The 12,988-nt window shown below is 60.7% G+C and carries 10 protein-coding genes; 4 read left to right on the forward strand and 6 right to left on the reverse strand.

Annotation, left to right across the window (positions count from 1 at the left end):
• Positions 1-203: 203 nt before the first annotated feature.
• From accC to gcbA, 6 genes are all read right to left on the reverse strand, one after another.
• Complete coding sequence (gene accC / locus ACA060_RS03050; RefSeq protein WP_008153754.1) at positions 204-1,562, reverse strand: acetyl-CoA carboxylase biotin carboxylase subunit; 1,359 nt, start codon at positions 1,560-1,562, stop codon at positions 204-206.
• 17 nt (positions 1,563-1,579) lie between these two features.
• Positions 1,580-2,041, reverse strand: a complete 462-nt coding sequence (gene accB / locus ACA060_RS03055) for an acetyl-CoA carboxylase biotin carboxyl carrier protein (protein WP_054044024.1) — start codon at positions 2,039-2,041, stop codon at positions 1,580-1,582.
• 46 nt (positions 2,042-2,087) lie between these two features.
• Positions 2,088-2,540 carry a type II 3-dehydroquinate dehydratase gene (gene aroQ / locus ACA060_RS03060; protein WP_109627783.1) on the reverse strand — a complete coding sequence of 151 codons (453 nt, stop codon included), beginning with the start codon at positions 2,538-2,540 and terminating at the stop codon, positions 2,088-2,090.
• Positions 2,541-2,671: 131 nt separating this feature from the next.
• Positions 2,672-4,423, reverse strand: a complete 1,752-nt coding sequence (locus ACA060_RS03065) for a protein-disulfide reductase DsbD (RefSeq protein ID WP_497315350.1) — start codon at positions 4,421-4,423, stop codon at positions 2,672-2,674.
• A 162-nt stretch (positions 4,424-4,585) separates the two neighbouring features.
• On the reverse strand, positions 4,586-6,532 hold the full coding sequence (locus ACA060_RS03070) for a methyl-accepting chemotaxis protein (RefSeq protein WP_497315352.1): 1,947 nt from the start codon (positions 6,530-6,532) through the stop codon (positions 4,586-4,588).
• Between the two features lie 52 nt (positions 6,533-6,584).
• Positions 6,585-8,255 carry a diguanylate cyclase GcbA gene (gcbA, locus tag ACA060_RS03075; RefSeq protein ID WP_109627786.1) on the reverse strand — a complete coding sequence of 557 codons (1,671 nt, stop codon included), beginning with the start codon at positions 8,253-8,255 and terminating at the stop codon, positions 6,585-6,587.
• 288 nt (positions 8,256-8,543) lie between these two features.
• Here gcbA and ACA060_RS03080 point away from each other — a divergent pair, with 288 nt between their 5' ends.
• The 4 genes from ACA060_RS03080 to speA all read left to right on the forward strand — a co-directional run bounded on the left by ACA060_RS03080 (position 8,544) and on the right by speA (position 12,859).
• Complete coding sequence (locus ACA060_RS03080; protein ID WP_497315354.1) at positions 8,544-9,611, forward strand: DUF2333 family protein; 1,068 nt, start codon at positions 8,544-8,546, stop codon at positions 9,609-9,611.
• Positions 9,612-9,614: 3 nt separating this feature from the next.
• The gene (locus ACA060_RS03085; protein WP_497315356.1) at positions 9,615-10,172 is read left to right on the forward strand and encodes an NUDIX hydrolase; all 558 of its coding nucleotides are present in this window, start codon (positions 9,615-9,617) and stop codon (positions 10,170-10,172) included.
• 178 nt (positions 10,173-10,350) lie between these two features.
• On the forward strand, positions 10,351-10,722 hold the full coding sequence (locus ACA060_RS03090) for a translation initiation factor Sui1 (protein WP_497315358.1): 372 nt from the start codon (positions 10,351-10,353) through the stop codon (positions 10,720-10,722).
• Between the two features lie 223 nt (positions 10,723-10,945).
• Entirely contained in the window at positions 10,946-12,859 is a 1,914-nt protein-coding gene (speA, locus tag ACA060_RS03095; RefSeq protein ID WP_109627790.1) for an arginine decarboxylase, read from the forward strand.
• Positions 12,860-12,988: the final 129 nt, after the last annotated feature.

Below are 12,988 nucleotides of genomic sequence, written 5' to 3' on the forward strand. Positions count from 1 at the left end.
GCTTGCCCTGCATCCATCACACGGCTCCAGAATGACACCGACCCTGTGGGAGCGAGCCTGCTCGCGATGAGGCCATCACAATGTTGACTGTCATGCCGCCATCGCGAGCAGGCTCGCTCCCACAGGGGTATGGCAGCAACTCGGATGAAATGTCCAGACACAACAAAGCCGCCCAAAGGCGGCTTTGTTGATCAGGCTAAAGCTTAGTGCTTTTCGCCAGCCAGCTTGTGTTCCAGGTAGTGGATGTTGATACCACCTTTGCAGAAGCCTTCGTCGCGGACCAGGTCGCGGTGCAGCGGGATGTTGGTCTTGATCCCGTCGACAACGATTTCGTCCAGTGCATTACGCATGCGCGCCAATGCTTCGTCACGGGTTGCGCCGTAGGTGATCAGCTTGCCGATCAACGAATCATAGTTCGGCGGAACGGCATAACCGCTGTACAGGTGCGAATCGACGCGAACGCCGTTGCCGCCTGGAGCGTGGAAATGCTTGACCGTGCCCGGGCTTGGCATGAAGGTTTTCGGGTCTTCGGCGTTGATCCGGCATTCCAGTGCATGACCGCGGATAACCACGTCTTCCTGGGTGTACGACAACTTGTTGCCAGCGGCGATGCTGAGCATCTCCTTGACGATGTCGATGCCGGTGACCATTTCCGAAACCGGGTGCTCAACCTGAACGCGGGTGTTCATTTCGATGAAATAGAACGCGCCGTTCTCGTACAGGAACTCGAAAGTGCCTGCGCCACGGTAGTTGATGTCGATGCACGCCTTGACGCAGCGAGCGAGGACTTCAGCGCGAGCCTTCTCGTCGATGCCCGGTGCCGGCGCTTCTTCGAGAACCTTCTGGTGACGACGTTGCAGCGAGCAATCGCGGTCGCCCAGATGGATGGCGTGGCCCTGGCCATCGGAAAGCACCTGGACTTCCACGTGACGTGGGTTGGTCAGGAATTTTTCCAGATAGACCATCGGGTTGCCGAACGCCGCGCCAGCTTCGGTGCGGGTCAGTTTGGCGAAGGAGATCAGGTCTTCTTCTTTATGCACAACGCGCATGCCGCGACCACCACCGCCGCCAGCGGCTTTGATGATCACCGGGTAACCGACTTCGCGACCGATGCGCAGAGCGGTTTCTTCGTCTTCAGGCAACGGCCCGTCGGAACCCGGAACGGTTGGAACGCCTGCAGCGATCATGGCGTGCTTGGCCGAAACCTTGTCGCCCATCAGGCGAATGGTGTCGGCTTTCGGGCCAATGAACGCGAAGCCGGAGTTTTCGACCTGTTCAGCGAAATCAGCGTTTTCCGCCAGGAAACCGTAGCCTGGGTGGATGGCGGTGGCGCCGGTCACTTCAGCCGCGGCGATGATGGCCGGAATGTGCAGGTAAGAATGGGCGGCCGAGGCCGGACCAATGCAGACGGACTCGTCTGCCAGGCCCAGGTGCATCAGCTCTTTGTCGGCCTTGGAGTAAACGGCGACAGTCTTGATGCCCATCTCTTTGCAGGCACGCAGGATCCGCAGGGCAATCTCACCGCGGTTGGCGATCAGAACTTTTTCCAACTTCGCAGTCATCAAAGTTTCTCCGCGGTTCAAACGATGGTGAACAGCGGTTGGTCGTACTCAACCGGCTGGCCGTCTTCGACGAGGATGGATTCGATCACACCGCTGGTTTCAGCTTCGATGTGGTTCATCATCTTCATGGCTTCGACGATGCACAGAGTGTCGCCTTTCTTCACGGTCTGGCCGACTTCAACGAAGGACGGCGAGCTTGGCGAAGACTTGCGATAGAAGGTGCCGACCATCGGCGAACGGGCAACGGTGCCGTTCAGCACTGGCGCGGCCGGAGCAGCAGGTGCTGCAGCGGCAACCGGAGCGGCAGCAACTGGCGCTGGAGCCGGAGCGTGCATTGGAGCCGGTGCGTAGTACTGCTGAGCCGGGGTCTTGCTATGACGGCTGATGCGTACGGACTCTTCGCCTTCCTTGATCTCGAGCTCGTCGATGCCGGACTCTTCCAGCAATTCGATCAGTTTCTTAACTTTACGGATATCCATGAATCATCAACTCCCAAGGGTCGGTCAGGGGCGTTACGCTTGTTGTTCAAGCCGTTGCCGGTCTTTCAAGCTGTTCCAGGGCGGCCTCCAGGGCCAGTCGATAACCGCTGGCGCCAAGGCCGCAGATCACTCCCACCGCTACGTCGGAGAAGTAAGAGTGATGGCGGAAAGGTTCGCGTTTGTGCACGTTAGACAAATGCACTTCGATGAATGGGATGCTCACCGCCAGCAGCGCGTCACGTAATGCGACACTTGTGTGCGTAAAAGCTGCTGGGTTGATCAGAATGAAGTCCACACCTTCGCCTTTTGCGGCGTGGATGCGGTCAATCAATTCGTACTCGGCATTGCTTTGCAGGTACAGCAAATGATGGCCGGCTTCACGGGCACGGCGTTCCAGGTCCTGGTTGATCTGCGCCAGCGTCGTAGCGCCATAGGTGCCCGGTTCACGGGTGCCGAGCAAGTTCAGGTTGGGGCCGTGCAGAACCAATAGCGTCGCCATCTGCTGTTCCTTGTTATCTGTGTGCAATTGTCAGAACCCGGCGACTATGCCGCAAAGCCTTTGTGACTGTCCAGTTCTATGCAATAGCCAGCACGATGGCCGATGTTTGCGCGAAATATGTGACCGGGTGATTAAATCCGGTCATTTGCTATGACAACACGTTCGGCGAAGTCTTTCGCGTTGATCTCGCCGATTACTCGCACATTGGCGCGTTCGACGCCGTCCTTGCCGAAAAACATCAGGGCCGGAGGGCCGAACAGTTTGTAGCGATCGAGCAGCGCGCGTTGCTCGGCGTTGCTGGCGGTGATATCGAAGCGGACGAGGCGATAGCCTTTCAGGCGATCGACGACGGTGGGGTCGTTGAGCACTTCGCGTTCGATGACTTTGCAGCTGATGCACCAGTCCGCGTACCAGTCGAGCAGCAGCGGAGTGCCAGCGGATTTGGCCTCGGCGAGGGCGCGATCGAGGTCGGTCGGGGAGCTGATGGTTTGCCAGGCGCTAGTATTTTGCGGCTGTTCGTTGCTGGCGGTGATGCGTGGTTGGCCGATCGGGTTGAACGGGTCGGTCTGACCGCTGAACGCCCCGAACCAGCAAGCCAGTGCGTAAAACAGCAAGAACATCCCTAGCAGTTGGCTGAGGCGTTTTCGAGGAGGTTTGTAGACGAATTCCAGCGCGCCCATGAACAAGCCCACGCCACCGGCCAGCAGACCAATCAGCAACAAGGTGATCTGCCCCGGCAATACGCGACTGACCAGCCCGATGGCCAATCCCAGCAACAACACGCCAATCGCGTTTTTCACATAGACCAGCCACGGCCCGCTTTTCGGCAGCCAGGCCGCGCCGCCGGTGGCCACGAGCAGCAGCGGTGCGCCCATGCCTAGGCCAAGCATGAACAGTTTCAATCCACCCCCCAGCGCATCGCCGCTGGCGCTGATATAAAGCAGCGCACCGGCCAGCGGCGCCGAAACGCAGGGCGATACCAGCAAGCTCGAAACCACGCCCAGCACTGCGGCGCCCCACAACGATCCGCCTTCGGTGCGCCCGGCGATCCGGTCAAGGCGACTGCTGATGGCCTGGGGCAACTTGAGTTCGAACACCCCGAACATTGCCAGGGCAAACAGCGCAAAAAACATCGCGAACGGTACCAGCACCCACGCCGATTGCAGGCGCGCCTGAAGGTTGAGCTGAGCGCCGAACATCCCCATCAACGCCCCCAGCAGAGCGAAGCAGGCAGCCATTGGCAGCACGTAAGCGAGCGACAGATTGAAGCCGCGCAACCCGCCGACCTGGCCGCGCAATACCACGCCGGAGAGAATCGGCAGCATCGGCAGCACGCAAGGGGTGAAGGTCAAGCCCAACCCGGCGAGAAAGAACAAGGCGAGCTCGCGCCAGCTCCAGCTCTGGGCCGTGGTGGGTGTCTGTGCGCCGATGCCATCAATGTTCAGGCGTTCGGTTTCGGGTGGATAACACAGGCCTTTGTCGGCGCAGCCCTGATAGGTCACAGCCAGCGTGAAGGCGCGCGGATCGGTGCGCGGTACTTCGACGTCGAGAATGCCGTGATAGACCTCGACATCGCCAAAGTACTCATCGTGCTTTTGCTCGCCCTTGGGCAATTGCGCCGCGCCCAGGACAACCTCGGCCGGATCGGCACGAAACTGAAAGCGATGCCGATAGAGGTAGTAACCCTCAGTCGCGACAAAACGCAGCTTGATCGATTGCGGCGTGCTGTCGACCAGACTCAGCTGAAACGCCTCGCGCACCGGCAGGAAGTCGGCGCTGTTGTTGATCGAGCCCAAGGAGGAACTGGGCCGACTCTCCAGCAACCCGGCGGCGTTGGCCGGCAGGGCGAGCACTAAAAGCAGCAGGCAAAGCAAACGGCGCATGACAATCTCGCGTATCGGAATTGGGGGCATGATAGCGGACGTCGGGCGGGAGTGCAGGGCGGGGAATGTGTGGTGATTGTTCTGGCGTCTTCGCGAGCAAGCCCGCTCCCACAAGGACCGCGAAAAACCTGTGGGAGCGGGCTTGCCCGCGATGGCGATTTGTCAGACGCGGAAAGCCTGAACGGCTGTATGCAATCGCCCGCCCAACACCAAGAGATTCTCCCCCTGCACACGTCCCTCGCCGATACGCAGCAAGTTATCCCCACCCAGCTTGTGAATCCGCTCACTGTGATCACGGATTTCACTGACCGCGCCACTCTGCTGAGCGGTGACATCGGCAATGCGCACCGCGGTGTCGGAAATGGTCTGGATCGCCCCGACGATTTTATCCAAAGCGCCGTCGGCAGCCTGAGCCTGATTGGCTGTGGCTTCGGCGTGTTCGACCTGGGCGCGCATGCCTTCCACCGATTGCCGCGCGGCAGTTTGCAGGCCGGCGATCAAGGTCTGGATCTCCGCCGTGGCGCCGGCCGTGCGTTGCGCCAGTGAGCGAACCTCTTCCGCCACCACCGCAAACCCGCGGCCCATTTCACCGGCGCGGGCGGCTTCGATGGCGGCGTTCAGGGCCAGCAGGTTGGTCTGGTCGGCAATCGAGCGGATCACCGTCAGCACGCCGCCGATAGTCGCCGACTCTTCAGCCAGGTGCTCGATCATCTGCGCATTGCCTTGCACTTCACCCACCAGCGCGTGCAGGCCGGTGAGGCTCAGGCCGATGACTTTCTGTCCGTGCTCAACCGCCAGTCCGGCATGGCGACTGGCGTCGGCCGCCTGGCTGGCATCGCCGGCGACTTGTTGAATCGTCGCCTCCAGTTCACCGAGGGAATCGCGGATCAGCGCGGTATCGCCGGCCTGGTGTTCGGCGCCGCTGTGCAAGTCGTTGCTCAACTCGGCCAGGGTGCGGCTGCTGCCGGCCACCTGCTCGGCATTGAGGCGAATGGTGCCGACGAGGTCCACCAAGTACGCGCGCAAGCGATTGAGCGACGCTTCAATGTCGTGGAGTTCGCGGTTGGTTTTGCCCAGTTGAATGTCCTGGCTGAAGTCGCCTTCGGCCCAGGTCGACAGGGCGGGGGCGAGATTGGTCAACGTCCGGGCCAGTTTCCTTTGCAAGGTGTCGATCAGCAACGCGATCAGCAGAATCAGGCCGATCATCACGCCTTGCATCAAGCGCACTTCGCCCTGGATCTGCCCATGCTGGGCGCGGACTACCGGCTCCAGCCCGGCGATGGCTTGCTGCACGTCGGCGATTTTCAGGTGCGTCGCGGTGCTGAGGTCGGTGCGTTTCTGGATCTGATCCCGAGTCCGCGCCAGTTCAGCCGGGTAACGCGTCAGCAGGCTGTTGAGTTCCCGTTTGAGGCCGACGCCGGCATCTTCGGCGACGGCTTTTTCGGTGTTCTCCAGCCCCATCATCGCCGCGAAATCATCCGTGCCGGATTCGTTGCTGGCGGCCACGCCGAGCAGTGGCAAGGCGCCGATCAGATCGGACTGGGCGCGGATGCTGGCGACTTCGCGCTCGACATCGGCGGCCAGTTCACTGCGCCCGCTGCTGACCAGTTTGTTCCGGGCCAACGACAGTTTGCCCAGGTGCTGGGATGCGGCGAGCAAGGGCGCGAGGTACGCCGCGTTGCCGCTGGCATATTGGCTGAGTTGGTCGAGGCTGGCGCCGAGCTCGCGTTCGGCTTGCAGCAACAGCGCCTGAGGATCACCGGCGAGTTTGCCGGCGGCCAGCAGGTCGGTTTTGCTGAATTCATCGAGGTTCGACAGGCTTGGGCGCAAGGTGTCGGCCAGCTCCGGCGGCAATTCACCCAGTTGCTTTTGCAAGCCGTCGATGGCCTGGCTGGCGCTGCTCAGGCGCAGGGCATCGCCGCTGGCGAGGTAATCCTCAACGTTGCGCGCCACTTCATTCTGAAATTGCTGGGACAACCCCAGGTAACGCTCCATCAGCAGATAAGGGCGTTCGAGGGCTTTTTGCGACCACCAGAGCGTCGCGCCAAGGGCCACGCACACGGCGACTAAAAGGAGGGTATTGAGATTGGTCAGCAGCTTCAGGCGCATCGCGGGTCTACCAACGGCAGAATGGTAAGCGCCTGAAGTTATTGCGTTTCTATTACAGGGTTATGACCGAATGGGTCCATTCCGATGAAAAAGTGGCACTTTGCTTTGACGTCCGCGCAGCCTGCACGCGGTTGCGTCCACCGTCCTTGGCGCGGTACAGCGCTTCGTCGGCCTGGCTGGCCATCATCAGGCTGTCGGAGTGGTCACACAGCTCAACCACCCCGGCGCTGAACGTGCACCACAGATCCTGAGGCTGGGCGGGATAGTGGATTTCGGCAAAGCGTTGGCGGATCTCATCGAGCACTTTATGGGCCGCTTCGAGATCGGTGTCCGGCATGACAATGGCGAATTCTTCACCGCCGTAGCGGCCGATGAAGTCGGTCTTGCGCAACCGCTGCTTGAGGAACAGCGCCAGGCTCTTGATGACCCGGTCGCCCATGGGGTGGCCGTGGCTGTCGTTGACCCGTTTGAAGTGGTCGATGTCGAGCATCGCAAAGCTCAGCGGCTTGCTCTCGCGGCGGGCGCGGAAGCTGCAGTCTTCGAGCAATTGCAGAATGTGAGTGTGGTTATACAGGCCGGTCAGGCTGTCGCGGACCATTCGCGCCTTCAGATTGCGTGCCCGCGCCGCGCGGTTGCGCACGGTGGTGATCAGGTGCCGCGGCTTGATCGGTTTGGTCAGGAAATCGTCGCCGCCTTCGCTCATGGCGTCGAGTTGCTTGTCCAGGTCATCTTCGGCAGACAGGTAAATGATCGGTACGCTGACATAACGGTCGTTGTGCCGGATCACCTTGGCCAGTTCCGTGCCGGTGCAGGTCGGCATGTACATGTCGAGGATGATCAGGTCCGGCTGAAAGTCCGCCAGTTCGGCCATGGCCTGAATCGGGTCGATCAAGGTTCGGGTGACGATCCCGGCGCTGTTCAGCAGGCGCTCGGTGTGCAGGGCCTGGGCGCGCGAGTCGTCGATGATCAGCACTTTATAAGGTTCGTACTGGGCGACGCAGGTCAGGACTTCGATCTTCTCCAGCAAGCTCGAGGCTTCGAGGGTGCCGGTGAGGAATTCCTGGCCACCGGCACGCACGGCGGCGAGGCGGGTAGGGGTGTCGGTTTCGTGCAGACTGAAGAACAGCAGCGGTAACGGTTCGTCCAGTCCGACCTGGGCTTCGGCGGCCAGTTTCAGGCCAATGCCGGTGCCACTGAAGTCCACGTCCATGACGATTGCCGCCGGAAGGCGCTCGACCATAGAGGAGCGAAACGCCGCCACACTGTCCAGGGATTGGGCGCTGAGCCCGAAAAATTCCAGCTGCTTGGCCAGGCGCTCGGCGCGGTCGTGATCCTGCAGCATCACGTAGATCGGCTTGCGCAGCGGCGGCAGGAAGGTTTGTTCGAGCTGATCGCCGTGGCGCAGGCCGGTGCGCGACAGGCGCTGCATCAAGCGATTGAGGTCGGTGATCAGGCCGCTGCTCAGGCGTCCGCGATTGGCGTCGACAGCCTCCAGCGACAGGCCGATGTGGCGCGCCAGTTGCGTGTGTTCCGGTTGCTCGAAACGCTCGGCAAAGCGCAGCAGGCGCAGGTTGGCCTCGCTCAGTTCGGACAAGTCGGTGGTCGACCACTCGCTGCGTTGCAGGCGCTGCCATATCTCAAGAATCTGACGTGCCTGATGAATTACCCGCTGGGCAAAGTGGTGCTTGAGGCGCTCACGGCTGGGGTCTTCTGGCTCGGTCATATCCTGACTACTAGTTAGGGTGCATGCTGAGATCGACTGGTGGCTCTATGCTAGCACCTCTTTTCAATCCCATGAGCGTCGTGTGTCAATAATCTGCAAAGCGGCCTCATTCAGTTTCTGACTGGCTGGTCGCATAGGCTCGCCGCTGTGCTTCATTTATAGTGGTCCCTGATCGCGGCCATTGTAAGTCCCTCCGTTTCGCGCAGGATTTAATGCGCGGCAAACGAGGCACGATGGCGTAGGGTTGTGGTCGAACCGATGAACTCAAGTGATTGAAAGGATATCGCCATGCTGGACTGGAAGAATCGCGCGGGCAGCGCGCCTGAACGTGCCGCTGAACCGAAATCGGCCACCCGCAGCTACGTCGGCGGCCTGTTGTTCAGCCGGGCGCTGGCCACGCTGATTGGCCTTTACCTGCTGGTCGCGATCGGGCTGGGTTGGTATTGGAGCCAGGAGCCTGCGCTGTTCCCGGTTCAACAAAATGCCCAGGCGGCGGCCGAGAAAGAAGGCAAGCAAATGGTCATCGGGTACACCACGGTGGAAACCCTCAAGACCGTCGCCGGCACGTTGCTGAGCAAGCCAGGTGGTTATATTTCCAACGACCGTTTCCCGCCGGGCCTGTGGATGGACAACACGCCGAGCTGGGAATATGGCGTGCTGGTCCAGGTCCGCGACCTGAGTCGTGCCATGCGTAAAGACTTCGCTCGCTCCCAGTCGCAGTCCACCGAAGATGCCGACCTGGCGAAGGCCGAGCCGCGTTTCAACTTCGACAACAAGAGCTGGGTGCTGCCCGCCAGTGAGTCCGAATACCAGGAAGGCATCAATTCCCTGAGCCGTTATCAGGCGCGCCTCTCCGATCCAAGTCAGAAAAGCGCGCTGTTCTATGCCCGCGCCGATAACCTGAACAACTGGCTGGGCGATGTCGGCACCCGTTTGGGTTCGCTGTCGCAACGGCTGTCGGCCAGCGTTGGCCGGGTCAAACTCAACACCGCGCTGAAAACCGAGGTGCTGGCCCCGGGTCAGGTGCCACAGGTCGATGAAGAAATCGTCGAGACCCCGTGGATGCAGATCGACAACGTGTTCTACGAAGCTCGCGGCCAAGCCTGGGCCTTGTCCCATCTGCTGCGTGCCATCGAAGTCGACTTCGCCGATGTGCTCGCGAAGAAGAACGCCACGGTCAGCGTGCGCCAGATCATTCGCGAGCTGGAAGCTTCGCAAGAGCCGGTGTGGAGCCCGATGATCCTCAACGGCAGCGGCTTCGGTGTGCTGGCCAACCACTCGCTGGTCATGGCCAATTACATCTCCCGGGCCAACGCCGCAGTGATCGATCTGCGTCAATTGCTCAATCAGGGCTGAGTCATGGGTGATAACGCCAAAGAGGTCGCCCATCGTGCGGCCTCGGATGCCGAACAGATCGCCTGGGTCGACGAGCAGGACAACCTGCTCGGCGCCCTGGTCCGTTCCGACCTGCGCGAGCGCGGGCTGATTGGGCGGGGCACCTACATCATGCTGTTCAATTCCGCTGGTGAACTGTGCGTTCACCGTCGAACCCTGAGCAAAGCCATTTACCCCGGTTACTGGGATGTGGCGGCAGGCGGCATGGTGCTCGCCACCGAGACGTATGCCGAGTCGGCTGCGCGTGAGCTGGAAGAAGAGCTGGGTGTGAGCGGTGTGGAACTGAGCGCTCATGACCACTTTTTCTTCGAGGACACCGGCAATCGCCTCTGGTGTTCGGCGTTTTCGGCGGTGTGGGACGGCCCGTTGGTCCTGCAGCCGGAAGAGGTGCTGGAAGCGCGCTTCATCCCTATCGATCAGGTCCTGCTGGAAATCCAGCAAAAGCCTTATTGCCCGGACTCTCTGGCCGCGTTGAAGCGCTATCTGCGCGCGCGTGGCGAGGACGTCGCAAAAGAGCTATAAATTGGCGCCGATTGGCTCTTAGCAAGTCGGCTTTTTGCCGTTACACTGCGCGACCTTTTCAAACTGAACCAGCGTTGCCTGGCTCAGTAGCGCTGCCCCTGCCTGAGTGGGGCTTCGCGGTCGATGGCAGCTTCCCAAGTTGCCGCGACCAGTCTTTGTCCTCCCAAGAGGATTGCCGGTGGCCAAAAAAGCCGCATCCTTCGCCGCCCTTGGTGGCCTGGTATTTTCCACCGACGCAGGTCGTCATTGCCCCGAGTGCAGTCAACCGGTGGACGCCTGCATCTGCAAACAGACCGTTATCCCGGCCGGCGACGGCATCGCTCGCGTGCGTCGCGAAAGCAAGGGCCGTGGCGGCAAGACGGTGACCACCATCACCGGCGTGCCGTTGGCGGAAGAAGCGCTCAAGGACCTGGCCACCACGTTGAAGAAACGCTGTGGCACCGGTGGAGCGTTGAAAGACGGAATCATCGAAATCCAGGGCGATCATGTCGAGCTACTCTTGGCTGAACTGATCAAACTGGGATTCAAAGCGAAGAAGTCCGGCGGCTAGCAGCCTCTGTGAAAACCACCCTCGGCTTGATCCAGTCCCGATTCAACTCTGGCCTGGCGCCGTCTACATGGTTTTCACAGAGCCTGTTCTGACCGGTTTCTAAACTCAGCGCTGAATGTGAGGTCTATGGCCCTTGCATGCAGGCTAATCGTCATTTTCATTCTTTAGACTGCGCCGGCCTGAACCCAGGCGACGCTCTATGACTTCTTTATAGGGGACTTCAATGTCCGTACGACGCACACGCAAAGACGATGGCAGCCAATGGACAGTTGCGGACAGCCGCAGTGTTTACGGGATTCGCCATTGGGGGGCCGGGTACTTCGCGATCAATGACGCCGGTCGCGTCGAAGTTCGTCCGAACGGTCCGACCAGTTCGCCTATCGACCTATTCGAGCAAGTCGACCAGCTGCGCAAAAGCGGCCTGTCCTTGCCGTTGCTGGTGCGTTTCCCTGACATTCTGCAAGACCGCGTGCGTCAGCTGACCGGCGCCTTCGATTCCAATATCGAGCGTCTGGAATACCAGAGCAAGTACACCGCGCTGTACCCGATCAAGGTGAACCAGCAAGAAGCGGTGATCGAAAACATCATCGCCACCCAGGACGTTTCCATCGGCCTGGAAGCCGGCTCCAAGCCCGAGTTGCTGGCCGTATTGGCCCTGGCACCGAAGGGCGGCACCATCGTCTGCAACGGTTACAAGGACCGCGAGTTCATCCGTCTGGCGCTGATGGGCCAGAAGCTGGGTCACAACGTGTTCATCGTGATCGAGAAAGAATCCGAAGTTGAGCTGGTGATCGAAGAAGCCGCGTCGCTGAAGGTCAAGCCTCAAGTCGGCCTGCGCGTGCGCCTGTCGTCCCTGGCGTCTTCGAAGTGGGCGGACACCGGCGGCGAGAAATCCAAGTTCGGCCTGTCGGCGGCGCAGCTGCTGTCGGTGGTCGAGCGTTTCCGCGCGGCGGGCCTGGATCAGGGCATTCGCCTGCTGCACTTCCACATGGGCTCGCAGATCGCCAACCTGGCGGATTACCAGCACGGTTTCAAGGAAGCGATTCGTTACTATGGCGAACTGCGCAACCTCGGCCTGCCGGTTGACCACATCGACGTCGGTGGCGGTCTGGGCGTCGACTACGACGGTACGCACTCGCGCAACGCCAGTTCGATCAACTACGACATGGACGATTACGCGGGTGTCGTGGTCGGGATGCTCAAGGAATTCTGCGACGCGCAGAGCCTGCCGCACCCGAACATCTTCTCCGAAAGCGGCCGCTCGCTGACCGCTCACCACGCCATGCTGGTAGTGCAGGTGACCGACGTCGAGAAGCACAACGACGACGTGCCGAAGATCGAGAATAAGGAAGAACTGCCGGAAACCGTGCAGTGGCTGGTTGACCTGTTGGGCCCGACCGACATCGAGATGGTCACCGAAACCTACTGGCGCGCCACGCACTACATGAGCGACGTGGCCACCCAGTACGCCGATGGCAAGCTGACCCTGGCCGAAAAAGCCCTGGCCGAGCAATGCTACTTCGCCGTGTGCCGTCGCCTGCACAACTCGTTGAAGGCGCGTCAGCGTTCGCACCGTCAGGTGCTCGACGAACTCAACGACAAGCTGGCCGACAAGTACATCTGCAACTTCTCGGTATTCCAGAGCCTGCCGGACACCTGGGCCATCGGCCAGGTCCTGCCGATTCTGCCGCTGCACCGTCTCGACGAAGAGCCGCTGCGCCGCGCCGTGCTGCAAGATCTGACCTGCGACTCCGACGGCAAGATCAAGCAATACGTCGACGAGCAGAGCATCGAAACCAGCCTGCCGGTTCACGGTTTGAACGAAGGCGAGGACTACCTGCTGGGTATCTTCCTGGTCGGCGCCTACCAGGAAATTCTCGGCGACATGCACAACCTGTTTGGTGACACCGACTCGGTAAACATCTACCAGAACGCCGATGGCAGCGTGTACCACGCCGGTATCGAGACCCACGACACCATCGAAGACATGCTGCGTTACGTGCACTTGTCGCCGGAAGAGCTGATGACCCACTACCGCGACAAATGCGCCAGTGCCCGCATCACCGCCGCCGAGCGTACCCAGTTCCTCGACGCACTGCGCCTGGGCCTGACCCGTTCGTCTTACCTGTCTTCTTGAGGTAAGGCACCGCTCTTAGCAGGTTGTCTGAAAACTTTCCGCACGCTGCGGGAAATTTCAGATGGCCTGTTGGGACGCTTCCCCGATTTAAAGCGAAATGACTCACATCCCCGGCTATCCAAGCGATCT

Source organism: Pseudomonas sp. LBUM1671 (assembly GCF_059695685.1).